Annotated in this window: 17 protein-coding genes, 1 pseudogene and 1 CRISPR repeat array; of the genes and pseudogenes, 2 read left to right on the top strand and 16 right to left on the bottom strand. The window is 41.4% G+C overall.

What is annotated here, in order from left to right:
- The 5 genes from galE to I6H78_RS08220 all read right to left on the bottom strand — a co-directional run bounded on the left by galE (position 1) and on the right by I6H78_RS08220 (position 6,141).
- Complete coding sequence (galE, locus tag I6H78_RS08240) at positions 1–1,020, bottom strand: UDP-glucose 4-epimerase GalE (RefSeq protein ID WP_198459372.1); 1,020 nt, start codon at positions 1,018–1,020, stop codon at positions 1–3.
- Between the two features lie 101 nt (positions 1,021–1,121).
- On the bottom strand, positions 1,122–2,225 hold the full coding sequence (locus I6H78_RS08235; RefSeq protein ID WP_198459371.1) for an NAD(P)/FAD-dependent oxidoreductase: 1,104 nt from the start codon (positions 2,223–2,225) through the stop codon (positions 1,122–1,124).
- 16 nt (positions 2,226–2,241) lie between these two features.
- A complete protein-coding gene (locus I6H78_RS08230) occupies positions 2,242–3,039 on the bottom strand; it encodes a Nif3-like dinuclear metal center hexameric protein (RefSeq protein ID WP_198459370.1) in 798 nt (265 codons plus the stop codon).
- Complete coding sequence (locus tag I6H78_RS08225) at positions 3,026–3,703, bottom strand: tRNA (adenine(22)-N(1))-methyltransferase (RefSeq protein WP_198459369.1); 678 nt, start codon at positions 3,701–3,703, stop codon at positions 3,026–3,028. Before I6H78_RS08225 ends, I6H78_RS08230 begins: the two co-directional genes overlap by 14 nt.
- A gap of 101 nt (positions 3,704–3,804) precedes the next feature.
- Entirely contained in the window at positions 3,805–6,141 is a 2,337-nt protein-coding gene (locus I6H78_RS08220) for a cation-translocating P-type ATPase (RefSeq protein WP_198460243.1), read from the bottom strand.
- 132 nt (positions 6,142–6,273) lie between these two features.
- Between I6H78_RS08220 and I6H78_RS08215 the strand changes: the two genes are divergently transcribed.
- The gene (locus I6H78_RS08215; RefSeq protein WP_198459368.1) at positions 6,274–7,023 is read left to right on the top strand and encodes a lysophospholipid acyltransferase family protein; all 750 of its coding nucleotides are present in this window, start codon (positions 6,274–6,276) and stop codon (positions 7,021–7,023) included.
- 42 nt (positions 7,024–7,065) lie between these two features.
- Here the strand turns inward: I6H78_RS08215 and I6H78_RS08210 are convergent, their stop codons facing one another.
- The 8 genes from I6H78_RS08210 to I6H78_RS08175 form a co-directional block, all read right to left on the bottom strand.
- Complete coding sequence (locus I6H78_RS08210) at positions 7,066–7,758, bottom strand: alpha/beta hydrolase-fold protein (RefSeq protein WP_198459367.1); 693 nt, start codon at positions 7,756–7,758, stop codon at positions 7,066–7,068.
- Positions 7,739–8,749, bottom strand: a complete 1,011-nt coding sequence (locus I6H78_RS08205; RefSeq protein WP_198459366.1) for an ABC transporter substrate-binding protein — start codon at positions 8,747–8,749, stop codon at positions 7,739–7,741. Before I6H78_RS08205 ends, I6H78_RS08210 begins: the two co-directional genes overlap by 20 nt.
- 19 nt (positions 8,750–8,768) lie before the next feature.
- Positions 8,769–9,524 carry an ABC transporter ATP-binding protein gene (locus tag I6H78_RS08200; RefSeq protein WP_198459365.1) on the bottom strand — a complete coding sequence of 252 codons (756 nt, stop codon included), beginning with the start codon at positions 9,522–9,524 and terminating at the stop codon, positions 8,769–8,771.
- Between the two features lies 1 nt (position 9,525).
- The gene (locus I6H78_RS08195) at positions 9,526–10,572 is read right to left on the bottom strand and encodes a FecCD family ABC transporter permease (protein WP_198459364.1); all 1,047 of its coding nucleotides are present in this window, start codon (positions 10,570–10,572) and stop codon (positions 9,526–9,528) included.
- A gap of 231 nt (positions 10,573–10,803) precedes the next feature.
- Positions 10,804–11,415 carry a CadD family cadmium resistance transporter gene (locus I6H78_RS08190; RefSeq protein ID WP_198459363.1) on the bottom strand — a complete coding sequence of 204 codons (612 nt, stop codon included), beginning with the start codon at positions 11,413–11,415 and terminating at the stop codon, positions 10,804–10,806.
- Between the two features lie 298 nt (positions 11,416–11,713).
- A CRISPR array of direct repeats spans positions 11,714–12,529; the repeat unit is 35 nt; unit sequence GTTTTTGTAGTCTCCAAAATTGTGACCGATAAAAC.
- A gap of 342 nt (positions 12,530–12,871) precedes the next feature.
- A complete protein-coding gene (gene rpsO / locus I6H78_RS08185; protein ID WP_001018251.1) occupies positions 12,872–13,141 on the bottom strand; it encodes a 30S ribosomal protein S15 in 270 nt (89 codons plus the stop codon).
- A gap of 144 nt (positions 13,142–13,285) precedes the next feature.
- Positions 13,286–15,994 (bottom strand): FtsX-like permease family protein, encoded by a 2,709-nt coding sequence (locus I6H78_RS08180; RefSeq protein WP_198460242.1) that lies wholly within the window; start codon positions 15,992–15,994, stop codon positions 13,286–13,288.
- Complete coding sequence (locus tag I6H78_RS08175; protein WP_198459362.1) at positions 15,990–16,724, bottom strand: ABC transporter ATP-binding protein; 735 nt, start codon at positions 16,722–16,724, stop codon at positions 15,990–15,992. Before I6H78_RS08175 ends, I6H78_RS08180 begins: the two co-directional genes overlap by 5 nt.
- Before the next feature lie 88 nt (positions 16,725–16,812).
- Here I6H78_RS08175 and I6H78_RS08170 point away from each other — a divergent pair.
- Positions 16,813–17,935: pseudogene (locus I6H78_RS08170) on the top strand (ISL3 family transposase).
- Positions 17,936–18,050: 115 nt separating this feature from the next.
- Here the strand turns inward: I6H78_RS08170 and I6H78_RS08165 are convergent.
- Genes I6H78_RS08165 through I6H78_RS08155 form a run of 3 tightly spaced genes read right to left on the bottom strand, consistent with a single transcriptional unit; the run spans position 18,051 to position 20,424 of the window.
- Positions 18,051–18,779 carry an ABC transporter permease gene (locus I6H78_RS08165; protein WP_198459361.1) on the bottom strand — a complete coding sequence of 243 codons (729 nt, stop codon included), beginning with the start codon at positions 18,777–18,779 and terminating at the stop codon, positions 18,051–18,053.
- Entirely contained in the window at positions 18,776–19,516 is a 741-nt protein-coding gene (locus I6H78_RS08160; protein WP_008809654.1) for an ABC transporter permease, read from the bottom strand. The genes I6H78_RS08165 and I6H78_RS08160 overlap by 4 nt, the downstream gene beginning before the upstream one ends.
- Positions 19,516–20,424 carry an ABC transporter ATP-binding protein gene (locus I6H78_RS08155; RefSeq protein WP_125841443.1) on the bottom strand — a complete coding sequence of 303 codons (909 nt, stop codon included), beginning with the start codon at positions 20,422–20,424 and terminating at the stop codon, positions 19,516–19,518. The genes I6H78_RS08160 and I6H78_RS08155 overlap by 1 nt, the downstream gene beginning before the upstream one ends.
- Positions 20,425–20,536: the final 112 nt, after the last annotated feature.

The following is a 20,536-nucleotide window of genomic DNA, read 5'->3' as shown; positions in this document are numbered from 1 at the left end:
TTAGTCTTCAAATCCATTTGGATGCTTGCTTTGCCAACGCCATGCGTCTTCACACATTTGAGTAATGTCGAGTTCTGCTTCCCATCCGAGTTCTGCTTTGGCTTTTGCTGGGTCTGAGTAGCAGGCAGCTATATCACCTGGGCGGCGTTCTACGATGCGGTAAGGAATAGGACGTCCCACTGCTTTTTCCATATTTTGGATAATTTCAAGAACGGAGTAACCTTTACCAGTTCCAAGGTTATAAATGTTTAGACCTGAACCTTTTTGGAGTTTTTTCAAAGCTGCAACGTGACCTTTAGCAAGGTCTACGACATGGATATAGTCACGAACCCCAGTTCCATCTTCTGTATCGTAATCATCTCCAAAAACTTGTACTTGTTCTAGTTTGCCCACTGCTACTTGTGAAACATAAGGCAAGAGATTGTTTGGAATTCCGTTAGGATTTTCTCCCAAGTCTCCACTTTCATGCGCTCCGATTGGATTAAAGTAACGAAGCAAAACCACATTCCATTCTGAATCTGCCTTGTAGATATCCGTCAAAATTTCCTCTAACATCAGCTTAGTACGACCGTATGGATTGGTCACTGAAAGTGGGAAATCTTCCAAGATTGGAACAGTGTGAGGATCTCCGTAAACTGTCGCAGAAGAACTGAAGATGATGTTCTTACAGTTATTTTCTTCCATGGCTTTTAGAAGGCTGACAGTTCCTGCGATATTGTTGTCATAGTAGGCAAGAGGGATACGGGTTGATTCGCCAACAGCCTTCAAACCCGCAAAGTGAATGACACCAGTCGGTTCTTCCTGCTTGAAAATATCTCTGAGTGTATCTGTGTCACGGATATCTGCCTCATAAAAAGGAATCTCAACTCCTGTGATTCTTTCAACAACTTCTAAACTTTTACGATTGCTATTGACAAGATTATCCACCACAACCACTTGATGACCTGATTGGATCAACTCAATAACAGTATGGGTCCCGATAAATCCAGCACCACCCGTTACCAAAATCTTTTCTTGCATCTTTTTTCCTCGATTCTCGGATTATTTTTTCTTATTTTATCATTTTTGATAGGGAATGTCATTTGACATCCTAAACTACCTGCTAAAATTTCAGTAAAATTCTATTCTCTTTTTACCCGTTTGACATAGTTTGCGATTGGATAATTTACTGGGTCCAAGGTCAACTCCTTGTCTTGGATCAGTTGAGCTAAGTGGTAACCAATGATAGGCCCAGTTGTGAGGCCTGATGAACCTAGTCCACTAGCCGCATAGACACCTGCCAATCCTGGTACCTGCCCAAAGAAAGGGGAGAAATCACTGGTGTAGGCACGAATTCCCACACGCTCACCCGATGATTTCGCTTCTGCCAAGGCTGGATAGTGAGGCAAGGCCGCATCCTCCATTTGTTGGAGCAAGGTTTCATCTACCGTCAAATCAAATCCCATATCATTTTCATGAGTAGCGCCCAAGGACAATTTCCCACCTGAAAAAGGGATCAAATCCCACTCCCCCTCTGGCATGACAACAGGGTAAGTTTCCATATCTTTGGAAATCTGATAATCTCGGAGTTGCCCTTTCTGAGGGCGAACATCCACATCATAACCCAAGGGTTCTAATATGTACCCCAGCCAAGCTCCCGTCGCCAAAATAACCTGATCAAACACCTCTTCATCAATCTGGTAACCTGATGCTAAAGGTGTCAGACTCACTTTTTCTTTAACCAGCTTGACTTGACTAGCTTTTAGCAAACGAGTCACTAAGAGGTGGCCATCTACTCTCGCCCCACCAGAAGCATAGAGCAGGCGGTCAAATCCCTGCAAACCAGGAAATAATTCATTTGCAGATGCTTGGTCTAAAATGGCTAATTGACCTATCAAGGGAGATTCTTCCCTACGCTGGAGGGCTAGTTTATAGAGTTCTTCTAACTTGGATTCGTCCTTTTTCAAGAGAAAGACTCCCGAACGCTGATAAAAGTCAATTTCCTGACCAGACTTTTCTAAATCAGCCAACAAATCAACATAAAAGTCAGCCCCCAAGCGTGCCATCTTGTACCAAGCTTTATTGCGGCGTTTTGAAAACCAAGGACTGATAATTCCTGCTGCAGCCTTGGTAGCCTGACCTTGTCCATGGTCAAAAACGGTCACCTCTAAATCTGCTTCTTTGGAGAGGTAGTAGGCAGCAGTTGCCCCTACAATCCCTGCTCCAATAATGGCAACTCTTTTCATTGTCTTCACCTTCTAACTAAATATGGTGGAAAGGATTGGTTGATGCTTGACTAGGCAAGATATCAATGCCCCAGCCCTTCTCTGCCTTCCATTGGGCAAGGAGCGCAGTAATTTTTTCCACAAAAAGCACTTCGATATAGTGGCCCGGGTCCAGCGCTAACAAGCCATCTGACAACATATCCTGAGCTGTGTGGTAGTAGATGTCACCAGTAATATAGACATCTGCCCCCTTTGCCAAAGCATCAGGATAGAAAGACTGACCACTACCACCGCAAATGGCAACTCTTGAAATTTCCTTCTTCAAATCACTCTCTTGATAATGCACCATGCGAAGGCTATCTAAGTCAAATACTTGCTTGACATGACTGGCAAATTCTTCATATGTTTGAGGTTGAATGTCACCAATACGCCCAATCCCACGTTCTGGGCCTGTTTCCTGGAGATAAGTCGTCTCCTCAATGCCTAGCATCTGGCAGAACCAGTCATTGAGACCATTCTCAACGATGTCAATATTGGTGTGACTGACATAAACGGCAATGTCATACTTAATCAAATCAATGTAAATCTGATTTTGTGGACGGCTGGCTACCAAATCCTTAATCGGACGGAAAATTGGCGCGTGCTTAACGATAATCAAGTCCACACCCTTTTCAATGGCTTCAGCCACCGTCTCTTCACGAATATCCAGAGCAACCATGACCCTTTGAATATCCTTGTCTAGAGTTCCAATTTGCAGGCCACGACTGTCTCCCTCCATGGAAAATTCCTGAGGACAAAAATCCTCATAACGTTTAATCACTTCACTTGCTAACATGGAGCACCTCCTTGATGGCTTGAATTTTATGAGCTAGAACTTGACGTTCCTCCAGATTTTTTTCTGGGATTTGTCCGAGGGCGAACTCTAGCTTAACAGCTTCTTTTTGCCATTTTTTGACAAATACTGGACTGACCTCTTTGGACAAGAAAGGTCCAAAACGAACATCACTGGCTGATAATTTCATTTGTCCTGCTTCCACAACTAGAATTTCATAAAACTTGCCAGCTTCTTCTAGAATGCTTTCTGCTACGATCTGAAATCCGTGCTCTTGCAACCAGATGCGCAAGTCGTCTTCACGATTATTGGGCTGGAGGATTAAACGTTCTACATTAACTAACTTGTCCAAGCCTTCTTCCAATATGGTAGCAATCAAACGACCTCCCATGCCAGCAATGGTGATAACCGATACTTGGTCTGCCTCTTCAAAGGCTGCCAAACCATTGGCTAAACGGACTTGGATTTTCTCCTTTAGACCGTGAGCCTCAACATTTTTGACCGCAGACTGATAGGGTCCTTCCACAACCTCACCTGCAATGGCACTTTTGATTTTTCCTCTTTCAACCAAGTCAATCGGCAGATAAGCATGGTCACTCCCCACATCTAGTAAAACGGCCCCCTGTGGCACAAAGGAAGCTACCAATTCTAATCTCTTTGAAATCATCTTCTCTCACTTTCCAAAACTCTGTTACCTCTTATTATACCACATTTCAGCTAGCACTCCTGCACCTAAAAAGACCGCAATCCACAGATTACAGTCTTTCTTTATTTTCTAACTTGATAACGACTGGTTAGAATGAAAATCACGGTAAAGACCAGCATCATGGCACCATAAACAGGCAATGTTTGTCCTGTAAGTGTCGAAATTTCAAGCAGTTTTTGAATTCTTGGGAAGAGAGCTGTAGCTAGGAAACCTCCTACTGACCAGACAATCAAGAGGGTACGCCAGAGAGTGAATGGCATGCAAGCTCTAAATACGGATAAGAAACCAATTGATCCAAGGAGATAATAGAGGAGGGTTGAGATTTCTATCTCAGACCAACCTTGACTCGCTCCAAATATTTTCACAAAAAGGACGCTAAATACGACCATGAGAGCGCTTGGTAGGGCACGAAGCATAGATCTTCTGAGGAAATTTGGCTCAACAGGCTTGATATTCCGCTCAAAAGTCAGAACGAATGGCGGGAAACCTTCCACAAATTGGTCAATCATGGTAATCTGGATCGGAATGAAGGGGAAAATCAAGATCCACTCAGACCGTCCTAGAAGTGCGCTAGCGATACAAATCACCGCTAACAGGAAGGAATAGATGGTCTTAATCAAGAAAATCGGTGCGATATGAGCGATGTTATTAACCACACGACGGCCTTCAAAGAGAATCTCAGGAACATCATTAAAGTCTGAGTTCAAGAGAACCAGATTGGCAATCTGACGCGTCGCCGGATCTCCCTCAGCCATCACGATAGAACAATCCGCCTCACGAAGGGCCAGAATATCATTGACTCCGTCCCCTGTCATTGCTGTTGTATGCCCTGCTTTTTTCAGCGTTTGGATGATGAGTTTCTTTTGATGAGGGGAAACACGACCGAAAATGGCTGTCTCTTCAGCCATGGCCATCAATTCCTCATCCGTGATTTTTGAGCAATCTACATAGCTGTGATAGTCAGCAAAGCCAGCCTTCTGGGCAATGCTAGATACAGTGACCGGATTGTCACCAGAGATAATCTTGAGTCCCACTTCCTGGGAACGGAGGTAGTCTAGTGTCTCAGCTGCTCCTTCTCGAATGGGGTCCAAAATCTCCAGCAAGGCCAGAGCCTGAATATCAGATGGTTTCTGTGGTTTGTGATGATTTAGTTTTTCATGACTGAGTGCCAAGACCAAGACACGTGACCCTCTCTCTAGAGCCTCTCTGGCTTCTGGTACTTCAGAGTCCAACAACATCTCAGGCGCCCCTAAGAAAACTGTCCCTAGCCCTTCCAACTCCATTGCTCCCCACTTGCGGTCGCTAGAGAAAGGAAGATTGGAAATCATAGGGTAGGCAACCTTTCCTTGGAAACGCTGGCGAATAGCTTGGGCGGTTGGATTTTTATCCTCAGTATGGGCCATATAACTGGTCAGAATGTTAGTAATAGCCTCATCACCATAAGTTTCCGTCAGCGGAAGAACCGCCTCCACCTGCATCTTTCCTTGAGTGATGGTTCCCGTCTTGTCCAGACAGAGCATATCCACGCGCGCCAAGGTCTCAACAGAGTACATCTCCTGCACTAAAACCTTTTTCAAGCCCAGCTTGATCACCGCAGTCAAGAGTGAAGTAATGGTCAAAAGGGCAATTCCCTTGGGCAACATTCCCAAAAGGGCTGTTGACGAATTTACAACGGATGACTTGAGGGGCAAGCCTTTTATCATCAAGGCTTCTAGCAGGAGAGCTAGACCAAAGGGAATGATAATCTTCCCAGTAAAACCAGCTAGCTTGTCCAGTGATTTCATGATACGAGAGTTGATTGGTTTAACGGTCTTGGCTTCCAGCATGAGTTTGGAAGCATAGTTGTCTGCCCCGACATGGTGAACTTGAGCCAAAACAGCGCCACTGGCTAGGAAACTCCCTGATAAAAGCAAGGTATCCACTTCTTTTTGCACCAAATCACTCTCACCCGTTAACATGGCTTCATTGACTTCCGCAAAGCCTTCCAAAACCAAGGCATCACTAGGAATCTGCTCTCCTGCAGACAAACGAATGACATCTCCTAACACCAATTCTTCAGGATTCAGAGCCACTTCTTGGCCATCACGAATAGTCTTGACCTTTTCCTTGGTCATGAGATTGAGCTTGTCCACCATATGTTTGGCCCGTAGCTCGGTCACAATTCCAGAAAAAGCGTTAAAGCAGATAACAGCAAAGAAGACCAAATTGCTCCAAGCCTGCACAAAAGCTAGCGCCAAAGCAATGGCAAAGTTTAACGCGTTAAAAAGTGTAAAAACATTTCGTTTAACGATTTGCCAAGTACTGGTACTGGCCGACGCGGTAAAGTCATTGACCAAACCTTGAGCCTGTCTTTCCTCGACTTCTCTTTGGGTTAATCCCATTATTATATTTTTATCCATAAATTCTATCATATCATTTTTTTTAAAAGAATTCTAATCCCATCTAAAACTGTTGGCTGATAACTGAAAAAGTTTGCCAGTAATCTTTTGATAAGGTATAATAATAAAAGCAATACAATCGAAGGAGATCTCATGTTTTATACTTATTTGCGTGGACTAGTCATGCTGATCTTGTGGTCCATCAATGGCAATGCCCACTATCACAATACTGATAAAATCCCTAGCCGAGACGAAAACTATATCCTCGTCGCACCTCACCGTACCTGGTGGGATCCTGTTTACATGGCCTTTGCGACCAAGCCAAAACAGTTCATCTTTATAGCCAAAAAAGAGCTGTTTAACAACCGCATCTTTGGCTGGTGGATCCGTATGTGTGGCGCCTTTCCTATCGACCGGGAAAAACCTAACGCCTCTGCCATCAAGTACCCTATCAACGTCCTCAAAAAAAGCGACCGTTCTCTCATCATGTTTCCAAGTGGGAGCCGTCACTCAAACGATGTCAAGGGTGGCGTTGCTCTGATTGCCAAAATGGCCAAGGTCCGTATCATGCCGGTTACCTACACCGGTCCCATGACCTTGAAAGGCTTGGTTAGCCGTGAACGTGTGGATATGAACTTTGGAAATCCTATCGATATCTCAGACATCAAGAAAATGAATGATGAAGGAATCGAAATGGTTGCAGATCGTATCCAAGCAGAATTCCAACGTTTGGATGAAGAAACCAAACAATGGCACAACGATAAAAAACCAAACCCACTCTGGTGGTTTGTCCGCATCCCTGCCCTCATCCTTGCTGTGATTGTTGGTATCCTAACGATTATCTTTACCTTCATCGCAAGTTTTATCTGGAATCCAGATAAGAAGAGAGAGTCTCTTGGTTAAAAAATACAATTATCCCTTGGCTTTTGCCAAGGGATATTTCTTTTATTTGATTTTCCATTTTTGGGCCAGCCAGCTGGAAAAGGCTAGGAATCGTTCCGTCACTTGCTCATGATGCCCATAGGGATCAAAGACAAACTGACTAGTCGGATAGTATTTCTGAAGACTGGTATGAATCTGCTCAGCATAGACTGGTGCTTGAGCCAAGCGATTGGTATGATGGGCTCCTTCTGTTTGACCATTCTGTAAATACAGCAAGCAGTCCAGATTTTCCAGCTTTTCTTCCTTACAGAAAGAAACAAAATCAGGATACCAAAAAGAACCGCAGATGGAGAAGACACAGGATACCTTGGCAAAGCTGAAAAGACTGTAGACGGCCGCCAAGCCACCTAGTGAGTATCCTCCATAGGCAAGGCGATTTTTGTCCAGGCGATAAAGCGACTGCAACTTATCTAAAAGATCTCCAAATAAATGACCATGATAGGCATTTGCCTGACCGCCAAAATCTGGAGCCCTATCTCTCAGAGCAGCTGCCTTCCATGGAGTGTAATCGTCTAGGCGATTTTTAGAGGTCAAGCCCACTAAAATCACAGATTCTGAAAGGGATGAGAGGAAATCCAAGTTTCCATCATTCAAGAGAATCGCTGGATAGGTTTGGTTAGGATCATAGGTCGAAGGAAGGCTGACCTTGACTTGGATCCCTTCCCAATCAAACTCATTATTTATTGATAAAGTCATTGATTTTCTCAAGGGAATCAATCACTGCTGGACCATAGTCCATCAACTCATCGTAAGAAATGGTCATGATTTTTTGATTCTTAATTGCAGGAACGTTTTCCAAAACTTCATTTGCCTTCATCAACTCTACTGCGTTGGCATCCAATTTTTTATTGCGGTCGCTGGTCACATAGATAATCAACTCAGGATCCATTGACACGAGATTTTCCAAGGTTAAGCCTGATGTTCCCGTTGCAACGTTGGTATAACCAAGTTGATTTAACAGGCTTTCTTGCAAAGCAGACTTGTAAGCACCGAAGGTTTCGTCGTTATAAGCAACCATAATCAAAGCCTTTTTCTTTTCACCTTGGCTTGCTGGGTTTGCTTTCTTAACAGCGTCAATTTTAGCTTGTAATTGGGTTGCGTATTCATTGGCCTTGTCCTGAACATTGAAAATCATTCCAAGATTTTTAACGTCTTCTACAATATTTCCCAAATCTTGCTGAATCGTTGAGAGAGAAGCTTTTTGCGTATAGACTGGGATTTTATTTTCATTCCAAGTGATAACTGTTCCCAAGGATTTTTCAGAAAACATCATATTCCGACCCATTACTGCGTCTGGTTCATAAGAAAGGACTGTCTCTTGTGAGACTGTTTTTTTGTCCCCAATTTGAGGAATCGTCGCAATCGCGTCCTTGTATTTGTCCGTCACAGCATTGTCTGGGTTAAGCATGCCAGCAATTTTATCCTTCAAGCCTAACTCCAATAAGATTTCAGTGGTTGAAAGATTGTTGGTGATAACTTTTTCAGGTGCCTTGTCAAAGACTTGTTCGACTTCATTTCCCTTAGCATCATAGGTTTTGACCGTAAGTGGATAAGTCGTCTCTGTGCTGGCCTTCTGACTTGTTTCTGTACTAGACTGTGTGGTAGTTTTTTCTGTAGTAGTATTGCCACAAGCTGCCATGGTTAGGGTAGCTACTGTTACGAGTAAAATGCTTAGTGTTTTTTTCATCTTGTTTTCCTTTTCATTCTTATAAATAGTGAATCATAGCTTGCTGATCCTCGGTCCAAGTCACCTGACTTTGAACTCCGTATACAGTTTGCAATGACTCAGGGGTGATGGTCTCCTTTGGAGTCCCTTGGTAAAGGATTTCTCCTTCTTTCATCAGATAGAGATAATCCGAATAGCGACAAGCAAGTTGAATATCATGTAGGACAGCTAGAACATTGACCTTGAGATTTTTTACAATGGCTAACAAGTCTAGCTGATACTTGATATCCAGGTGATTGGTTGGCTCGTCCAGGAGCAAGAGAGTCGGTTCTTGCGCCAAGGCGCGTGCTAATAAGACTCGCTGTTTCTCCCCACCTGAAAGAGACGAATAGAGACGAGTTTTCTTCTCAAGCATATCCACCTTGACGAGAGCATCTTGAACGAGGGCATAATCCCTTTCCTTTTCCTTCTGTAAAAAAGAGAGGTGGGGAGTTCTTCCCAGCAAGACGATTTCCTCAACTGTACAATCAAACTGCAATTGATTAAACTGGGTTACAACTGCCATTTGCTTGGCTGTTTCTTTGAGTGACCAATGCTCCAGTGGCTTTCCATCTAGGCTTATCAAGCCTTTGTCCGCCTTTTCCTGACGATAGAGGAGTTTAAGAAGACTGGTTTTCCCACTTCCATTTGGTCCTAGTATCGTGTGAAATTGATGCCCCTCAACCTTAAGAGAAACTCCTTTGAGGATTTTTTTCTCTCCTAGTCCAAAGTGGACATTCTGACAAATCAAGTCCATATCAGGCCCTCACCTCCCTTCGCCTACCTCCAACAATGTAGATAAAGAAGGGAGCACCTACTAAGGCTGTGAAAATACCAATCGGCAACTCAGCGTTTGGAATGATGATACGGGAGAGTACATCTGCCCAGATGACAAAGAGGGCACCTAGCAAGGTCGCAACAGGAAAAAGTCTCCTGTAATTCGTTCCTACTAACCCTCGAGCTAAGTGAGGAGTAATCAGACCAACAAATCCAATAATCCCACAGGTTGCCACTAAGACCGCTGTCAACACAGCCACCATGGTCACATAAAGATACCAATAAAAGCGTAAGGGAATCCCCAAAGTTAAAGCAGCCTCATCTCCCATCATCATCGCATTAAAAACACGATACTGGGTAGCGAAAAATAGAAAGGCCAATCCTACTACTATAGTTGGCAGGACTAAGTCAGACCAGGTAGTCCCAGCAAGCGAACCCATGGTCCAAAACTTAATGGTCATCACACTGTCCGCATTAGCGCCAACTGAGATAATAAAGTTGGAAAATGCCAGAAAGAGAGCATTGACCACCGTTCCTGATAAGATCAGACTAGAAGTCGTCATCCTTCCCTGCATAGAGGCAATGATAAGGACAGCGATTGTTGCCAAAATAGCTCCAAGGAAAGCTCCAAGGCTAATCACCAATTTTAAACCAAGAATGATGCTCAAAGTTGCCCCTAGAGTTGCACCCGCAGAAATTCCTAAGACATAAGGCTCTGCGATGGGATTGTTCACTGTAGACTGCATCACGCTACCACACATAGAAAGACCAGCCCCTACTATCAGACCTAACAATACTCGGGGGAACCTCATATTCCATACAATGGCAAGAGTAGACTTGGAAACCTCTCCTATCTCAAGAGGAAATCCCAATCTGCTCAAAATGATTCGATAGGTATCTCCTAAATCAATCGCTACGGACCCCATAGAAACAGCTAGAAAAAGTGAAATTCCTAAAACACTTAGCAAAATACCCAAAAACAACACAAATTGCAAATCTTGTCGGCTTCCAGAAAATTTGGAAAGCATGAAAACCTCCTTAGACAAAATTAAAAATTTAGAAAATTCTCATGAAAAGTATACCATATTTTCAACAATGGAACAAGATGAGAAAAATAAATATAGTTGGTCTTACAGTGCTAATAATCGTAACCGAAGATTATACTTGGGTATATCGAGGTAAAGTGGCAACATAAAAAGCCCTCTAAAATTAGAGAGCTGATTTGAGCCCGGGCTAAAATCCTAGTGAAACAAAAAAATCTACACGATCAGAAAAGTCTCTATCGTGCCATTTTCATACATGATGTATAGTCCAAGTAGAATGAATACTAAGGGCACAATGATTCGCTCGTATTTTTCAATTGTCTCGAATATTAACGGAATAGAGGATAACATCCGACTAATCTCGCAAAAGATAATTATGCCGATTACAAACACAAGCAACGCCACGAGGGTCTGTGACCGATCTAACGAAGCAAAATAAGGTATATAGATACCTAAATTATCTCCGCCAGACGCAATTGTCAGCAATGTAACTGTCCAAAACAGTTGATTTGCCTTGCTTTGTTCTAATCTTTCAATAATTTCTTCCTCTTCTTCCTCACCTTCTCCAACAATTGCAAAGCGAATCCCTAAATAGATAGGGATTAAACCAAGCAATCCAACCATCCATTCTTCAGGCACGAAATTAACGACATAAGCAGCAACTAAACTCGCCCCTACAAGTAAGCCTGTTCCTAGATATTGCCCCGCATAAATATGCCATTTCTGTTTATTCTGTGATAGCTGTGCAAATAAAATAATTAAAATAATTAAATAATCGATACTGGTGGAAATATAAACACCAATAGCAGATATGATTGTCTGTCCCATAAAAGCCTCCTGTATTAGTCAGTAATAAATTAGCAGATTTTAGGAGAGCACAGACACATTAATTTAGCTATCGCTAGTGGGTAATGTCGAACGTAGGAAAGCATTTTACTCCTCCTCAAAACGTAGTTACAAAGTAATTTCTAACTGAAATTCGGTGACTACTTCCATGTAAAGTATAACATACTATACTTTACTTCGTAAAGTGTGGGCTCTCCGAGGGGGCTTGCAGACAGTTACTCGGCTTGAAAAGCCGAGTAACTGCGCACCTTCATGGTGTCATTAGCTGATACCATTTGAGGTTTTTGTAGTATCCAAAATTGTGACCGATAAAACCAAGCCCATGAAGCTCCATCAAGTCTGGCGAGTTTTTGTAGTATCCAAAATTGTGACCGATAAAACTCAGGGGAATGGTTTTGACTTGTCTGATTTGTTTTTGTAGTATCCAAAATTGTGACCGATAAAACCCGATTGATCAATGTTTTTTCAACATCTGCGTTTTTGTAGTCTCCAAAATTGTGACCGATAAAACCTGAAATCCCACCGATATTGACAAATACCTGTTTTTGTAGTCTCCAAAATTGTGACCGATAAAACATTTGATGTCTGGTTTGCGACGTAAAAGTGTTTTTGTAGTCTCCAAAATTGTGACCGATAAAACGTCTTCAGCCGTTGACACTTCATAATCCAGGTTTTTGTAGTCTCCAAAATTGTGACCGATAAAACACTGGTTGATAAGAGACTGGTTGAAATCTAGTTTTTGTAGTCTCCAAAATTGTGACCGATAAAACGCTTATGAGTTTGAACAAGCTCCCGAATCGGTTTTTGTAGTCTCCAAAATTGTGACCGATAAAACTAGTTGACCATGTTTGGCGACAGCTTGTCTGTTTTTGTAGTCTCCAAAATTGTGACCGATAAAACTATAGGCAGAGATATCACCTGCTTGTGTCTGTTTTTGTAGTCTCCAAAATTGTGACCGATAAAACCAGACCCAAATGATAGTAAAACGCTGATAGGTTTTTGTAGTATCCAAAATTGTGACCGATAAAACCTCCTAAATAAAACATCACTTCATGTTCTAGGTTTTTGTAGTATCCAAAATTGTGACCGATAAAACCTCAATAAAAAAGCTCTCTGAATATCAGAGAGCTGATTTGAGCTCGGGCTAAAATCCTAGTGAAAAAGATGAAACTCCTTGTGTTCATCGAACACTGTTTCCTTTCCCTATTTTCATACGGATTTTTAACGCCCTTAGCATCATGATTCTTGCCGGATAAACCGTTTATAGACTAGGCGATGAGCCGAAGATTGTATAAAAATTTTAGTGAAACAAAAAATCTCCCCGAAGGGAGATGATCTGGTTTATTTTACCTTACAGTGCTAGGAACCGTAACCGAAGATAATACTTTAGTATATCGAGGTAAGGTGACAACGCAATGTAAGTAGAAAATAAAGCAGATTAACGACGAAGTCCGAGAGAGTTGATCAACTCACGGTAACGGTTAACGTCGTTTTTACGCAAGTATGCAAGCAAGTTACGACGGCGACCGATTTTCTTCATCAATCCACGGTAAGTAGCGTGGTCTTTTTTGTGTTGTTTGATGTGTTCGTTAAGGTGGTTGATTTCCCAAGTAAGGACAGCAACTTGAACCTCTACTGAACCTGTATCACCTTCGTGACGTGCATATTGTGCGATGATTTCATTTTTTTTCTCTTTTGAGATTGCCATGATGTTTCTCCTTTTTATTTGGCTTCATCCGAGTGACAGGTTGGCATGCCTGTAACCAAGAAGAAGTTATTTGTCTTTACGACAGTTCTTATTCTACCAAGAAGCAGGGACTTTGTCAACTGATTTACTGTTTAAACGCTTGAATTACTCTACTGATTTCAGGGCTTCGAGCATATCCACTTTTCTCAAGTGGTAATTGACAAAGACCCCCAGTAAAGCTAAGATTACAGTCACTGCGACGATTGGAAGAGCATAGACTTCCCAGCTAACTTGTGGATAAAAAAGTATGGTGGCTGGTGAAATCATTTGAATCAAAAATTGATGTAAATAGTGGCCAGCTACCAAACCGAGAGCAATCCCCACAAGGGACAGCACCATAGTCTCGCGGTAGATATAGAGGGTCACTTCTTTATTATGGAAACCGAGAACCTTAATAGTGGAAAGTTCACGAATACGTTCTGCCACATTGATGTTAGTGAGATTGTAGAGGATGACAATGGCTAGTAAAACGGAAACAAGGACAAGGATGGCCATGGTTTTATTGAGCGAACTAGCCACGGATTCAAAGAGATGGATAGCCGTTGTATTTTGGACTACCCCAGAAATAGCTGCTTTTTCCATAAAGCTAGCCGCTTCTTTCTCCGTATTGGAAGGTGTTGGATCTTTTAATTTTACTAGGTAGGTATTGTCTTGAGGACGGGTGCCGTAGACTTGTTCGTAAGTCGCTCTATTGAGATAAACAAAGTGTCCAACATAGTTTTCAGAAATAGCCGCGACCTTAATTTCCTTCCCATCAAGCTCCAGCTCGTCCCCAACCTTAACATTTGCTAGTTGAGCTAGTTTTTGACTCACGACCGCTCCAGCAGTAATCTCCACCTCTTGGCCATTTTCCTCTAATGCGATAAAGGGCTTGAAGTCTTCTCCACTAGTAACCATCATGGTGATGGTTTGAAGTCCTGCTTTTCCTTTAAAATCTTTTTCAATGGATTTAGAATAAATCTTTTGGTAAGCATGGATAGATTCAGCCTGCAAGGCACTTTCCAGATCTGCTTTTTCTTGCTCCGTCGCACTGCTCTTTTCCGCTACAATCATCTGGTATTGCTGGATTTGTTCAAATTGACGCTCGACAACTCCTCCTACAGAAGACTGAATGCCAAGACCTGCAAATAAGAGAGCCATCGAACCTGCAACTCCAAAAATGGTCATCAACATCCGTTGCTTATAACGGAAAATATTTCTTGCCGTAACCTTATGAGTAAAGCTCAGACGATTCCAAATAAAGCTCAGGCGTTCCAGCAAAATCTTTGATCCCTTAACGGGAGGTTTTGGGAGTAAGAGTTGGGCTGATTCATCGTGTAATTCCCTCCGCGCCACCAGATAAGCTGGCAAGACACTGGATACCCAACTCAAGGCTAGGGCAAGGAGGCTATAAGACCAGTAAAAATACTCCTGGCTTTTCCCAACGACCATCCCAGCTGTTATAACATCCGAAATGACGCCTGCAAGGAGATAATGTCCAAGAAGCGTTCCTATAATGGTTCCCACAGTTCCTGCAAGAAAACCATAGAGGACAAACTTTGCAACTATATCTCGGTTCCGGTAACCCAAGGCCTTAAAAATACCAGCATTGGTGCGTTCTTCATCTACAAAGCGAGTCATCGTTGTAAAGGTCACCATTACAGCGACCATATATAGCACCACGGGGAAAATATTTCCGATAGAACGAATACTTGTTGATAAATTGCTGTACATGCGGTAGCCTTGACCACCTGGCATGGTTTGGCGATTGTATACGTGGTATTTCGGCTCTGCCAGTTCATCAAGGTCTTTCTGACGCTGTTCAAGCTTCTCTTTTTCCTTAGTTAGATCACTCTCTGTCTGAGCCAGTTTTTCTTTTTTTGTCGCCAGTTCTTCCTTAGCTTTTGTCAGATGTCCCTCGATTTGACTCTTTTGCGGTTCTGGTAAAGCGGTCGCTTGTTCTTCTTGCGTTTTCAAGCGACTTTCGGCCTGCTCTAACTGACTCTTGCCATTTTCAAGGTTGCTTTCAGCAGTTTGGAGCTGTTCTTTGCCCTCTTCCAAGCTCTTTTGCCCATTTGATTTGATACTTGCCAATCTTTTTTGACCATTATCAGCAAGTAAGTCTTGCAACTCTTCCTGATGTTGGGCTCGTTTGGTCTTATAGTCTGATGAAAAAGTATCCAGATTTTTTAAATCGTCATAGCGCACACGCGCAATACTATAAACATCTGAGTCAAACTGACTGGGTAAAATTACTCCATAGCCAGCCAAGCTTCCATTTCCACTGCTAGCACTCCCTAAGTCTTTTTTAGAAAGCATCTCACCCGACTGAACAAATCCAGTAATTGTAAAAGTTTGGGATTTTAGGACGGACTTCCCTTCTTCTTTCTTAGTAAAGGTAATGGTCTGCCCAATCTGATAGCGGTCTTTCCAGAAGTTGGCTAGGGCAATTTCCTCATCAGCCTCTGGCAGTCGCCCTTCTGTCACTTGGAAGGTTGAAAGCCCCTCTGGCTTGGAATAAAGTCGAACCGCTTCTTCACTATTTTCAACGGTTAGGTCTGCCATATAGCCAAACTCAACACTTGCTCCTTGAAGGATCTTTAGTTCGTCTTGGTCTTCTTTGTCCAAGCCATAATCAGCTATTACTGCCAGATCCAGGGTATTGGCTTTACGGAGATAATCCCCTGCCGTGCGTTCCATGTTTGGACTGGCTACTTTAAGACCTACTAGGGCTAAAGAACCCAGCATCATCAAGGTTAAGATAGAAACAAAGCGTCCCTTTGAAGCCGTCACTGACTGAAATAGGTCTTTCCGATACGTTTTTTTCATGCTAATACTCCAATGTATCGATATCCTGCGGATGCTCATTGACCGTCATGCTCTTAACCGTGGCATCGCGCATGTGAATCACCCGATCTGCAATAGGAGCTAGCGCGCCATTGTGGGTCACGATAATCACCGTTGCTCCTTTTTGACTAGACATATCTTGGAGAATCTTCAAGACTTGCTTCCCCGTCTGGTAATCCAAGGAACCTGTCGGTTCATCACAAAGGAAGATTTTAGGATTTTTGGCTATAGCGCGTGCAATGGAGACTCGCTGTTGCTCCCCTCCAGAAAGCTGGGCTGGAAAGTTATTCAGGCGATGACCTAGCCCTACGTCTTTGAGTACTTGCTCTGGATCCAAGGCATCTGTCACGATTTCTGAAGCCAGTTCCACATTTTCCTTGGCTGTCAGATTGGAGACCAGATTGTAAAATTGAAAAACAAAGCCTACATCTTCACGACGATAGTTTGTTCGTTGGTGCGAACTATAGTTGGCAATATTGGCACCATCAATCCAAATCTCCCCCTCATCATTGGTATCCATACCTCCTAAAAGATTGAGAACGGTTGATTTTCCAGCACCTGAAGCGCCAAGTATGATAACCAGCTCCCCTTTTTCAATTTCAAAATTCACATCACGATTAGCCACAATCTCTGTATCCCCAACCTGGTAACGCTTGTAGCTGTGTTTCATTTCAATGTAAGCCGACTCTATAATTTCTGTAGTGGGTAAAGCCACCATAGGAATTATAGAGCCGATTTTGTTGTAGAAAAAAGCCCCATAAGACCTATAATGAAAAAGTGACCAAACCCTCATTAGAAAGAATCTTATGGAACAATTAAATTTTATCACAAACATACTCGGAATTAAAGACAAGAACATCATAATCTTGGATTATCTGGATGCTAGAACACATAAGGAAGTCATCGCTAAGCTAGATTATCCTGCTCCTAAGTATCTCGATTGTCAAGGACAAATGGCTAAATATGACTTCTAAAAAGAATCTAAAATTCCCTATCTAGAGTGTGCGGGCTACAAAACTCTTATTCGATTGAGAAAACGCCGTTTTCGCTGTAAAGTATGCGGGAAAATGGCTGTCGCAGAGACTTCCTTAGTCAAAAAGAACCACCAAATCTCAACTACCTTCCAGAACATATGAACTGGGATGAGTACAGCTTCAAGAAAGGTAAGATAAGCTTCATTGCACAGGATTTTGATTCAAGAAAGATCGTAGCTATCCTAGATGGACGGACTCAAGCAACTATTCGCAATCATTTCCTTCGCTATTCTAGACAGGTGAGAAGTCGTGTGAAAGTCATTACCATGGACATGTTTAGTCCCTACTACGATATTGCCAGAAAACTATTTCCTTCTGCTAAAATCGTCCTCGACCGCTTTCACATTGTCCAGCATCTCAGTCGAGCTATGAACCACCTTCGCATCCAAATCATGAATCAGTTGGATCGAAAATCGCACGAGTACAGGGCGATCAAACGTTACTGGAAACTCATTCAACAGGATAGCCGTAAACTCAGTGATAAACGTTTTTATCGACCAACTTTTCGCTCACACCTGACCAATAAAGAGATTCTAGAAAAGATACTTGCCTACTCTCAGGAACTTAGAGAGCACTATGAGCTCTATCAACTGTTACTATTTCATTTTCAAGAGAAACAGGCTGACCATTCTTTGTTCTTATTGAAGAAACAATTTCTTCTGTAAATCCTATTTTTCAAACTGTTTTTAAGACCTTTTTGAAAGATAAGGACAAGATCATGAATGCACTGGAACTTCCCTACTCAAACGTAAAACTAGAGGCTACCAATAATCTTATCAAAGTCATCAAGCGAAATGCTTTTGGCTTCCGGAACTTTGACAACTTTAAAACTAGAATTCTCATTGCTTTGAACATCAAAAAGGAGAGAACCAATTTGGTCCTCTCCAGGTTATAACTTTTCATCAAACCACTACAGTTGACAAAGAGCCCACTGTTTATTTGCTGATCATTAATTGTATAACAATTACGATAAATCTTCGCTTTCTTCATGTTTTTCACTATAAATGAGATTAAATAAATCTCTTTTTAAGCTGTCTAACTGCTAAGGTATAGAAGACAAAAATATAAGCACTATTAACAACTAAGAAAAGGATAAATTCAGATAAGGTAAAAGGGACTAAGGAACGAGCTCGATCACCAACAGCAATCTGAGCATAAGGGAAAATTCTAAAAAGACCTTGTCCAATAAAGAGGGTCATAAGTCCTGCCATAGCCAAAATAGCTGATATAAGAATAGGCACTGCGAAATTTTTTAAGCGAATACTAAGAAAAATTTGAATGGTGACAATAGTAATGGTTGCTATCCAACCTGTGATAGACCAAAGCAAAAAGTCCAGTAGATAATTTGCAAAAGGTACCTTCAAAACCAAAGCGCTGATAATATAAAAGAGAAGAACTATCAGTTGACTAATAGCCATGACTAGTGATAAGCTGGTGATTTTTGATAAAATGATACGATTGGCTTTAACCGGAATACTTAATAAGCGCTGCCAGTTTTTATTACTTTCCTCGAATTGACAACTGATGGAACAGATAATCCCGATCAGAATAGGAGTAAATACCTGCGAGGAATAGAAAACTGTTTGTCCCCAAAGGACGTGAGCTTGTGTACCATCTAGGAGCACCTTTCGATTGAGAGCGTAAATCATTGCTCCCAATAAGGACCCAACAAGGTTAAAGAAGATTAGCGTTATCGGAATAGCACTTTTTTTGATTTTTTTAAATTCAAAAATAATCATAATAGATCCGCCTTTCCAATGAGTTTTTTACTGGCAAAGATGCTTAAAAAAATGATAAGCAATAATACGACTAATTTAAAGGGATAAGCATTATCGTATTGAAAAAGATAAGTGTTAGTTCCAGCCACCCGTTTAGCGATTCCCATCATAGAGAAATATTGCCAAGGAATGAAAATACGAATAGGAACTGGTAACGCACCGATACCTATAAATGACAGGAAGGAACCAATTAAGCCTGTTACTACTGTCACACTTGGCTTTGGATAGATAAAAGCTAAGCAAAGATGTAAACAAGACAGAAAGAGACAAACCAAAAAAGTTGTGAACAAAAAGAGACTCAATGAAACAGGTGTCACACTGACCTGCATGCCTTGAATAATAAATTTCAGAAAAAGCGTTTGAATCAAACTGACAACAAAGGCAAAAATAGCCATCACAGTCAATTTAGCTTTAAAAAGTTGCCAAGGACTTTCGTTACTGGTTTGCAAGAGTTTAAAAGTTTTGCCTAGATGTTCCAATTCCAGTAGTCTAGACGCTAAAACTGCAATGAAAAGTGGCAAAATAAAATCATTCAAGTAAGTCATGGTATAAATGGCATTATAGGCCTCATGTGTTTTAGGTAATTCATATTTGATAACAACGCTACTCCAAATCAAGCCCACTGCTACAATAGCAATCAAGGATAGCAAGAAAGACCGTCTTTTTAGTTTGATAAATTCTAATTGTAAATTTAGCATTACAAAACACTTCCTTCCCGTCCTGTCATATCAAGGAAAACATCTTCCAGCGATCGACGAATCATACGAACTTGATAAATATCAACATCATTTTCAACTAAGAGTCGAATAGCAGTGGCTATATTAACTTTATTGTTATCGTTGATAATCAATTTTGGGTCATCATCCAAATTAAAACCATTGAACATTAGTATTCTTTTAGCAGTTACATCATCACTGGTCTCAAACAGATATTTTTCATCTTCTTCAAGGTCAGATAGGTGGCCTTCAAAAAGTAATTGACCATGATTGATAATACCAACAGTTGTAGCCATCTGTTCAATTTCTGAAAGAATATGGCTAGAAACGATGATAGTCATATCGTATTTTTGTGGTAAAGATTTGATAAGCTCACGAATTTCTTGAATACCAGCAGGGTCTAAACCATTAGTTGGCTCATCCAAAATCAGTAATTTAGGAAATTTAACAATAGCTAACGCAATTCCTAAACGTTGTTTCATGCCTAGTGAATAGTTTTTAACTAGCTTGTCTTTTTGATCGAAAAGTTTGACAATCTTTAAGACTTCATCAATATTTCTTTTTGGTAATTTAAGCAATTTTTGGATAATTTCAAGATTTTCATAACCGGTCAAATTAGCATAGTAAGAGGGCTCTTCAATGAGGGAACCTACATTTGAGAGGAGTGATATTTGATTGCTATTAAAGGTTTTTCCAAAGAGCTTAATGGAACCGTGGCTTGGTTGCAACAATCCTAAAAGCATTTTCATAGCAGTACTCTTACCAGCACCATTTGGTCCCAAAAAACCATAAATTTCATTTTTTCTAATATGAATAGAGAGCTGATTAACGGCTACTTCACCTGAAAAATCCTTACTTAATTGGTTGGTTTCAACGATATAATTGTTCATTTGTTTTCTCCTTTAAAAATCTTAGAGTGATGTTATATCCTTTCGCTATTTTCATTATAATGAAACTCCTTTATTTTAACCTGTTCATTACCTTAATTCTTCCTTAATTTTT

The organism is Streptococcus oralis, from assembly GCF_016127915.1.
In the GTDB taxonomy this organism is placed as follows: Bacteria; Bacillota; Bacilli; order Lactobacillales; family Streptococcaceae; genus Streptococcus; species Streptococcus oralis_BO.
This window is presented reverse-complemented; position numbering and strand designations above follow the sequence as displayed.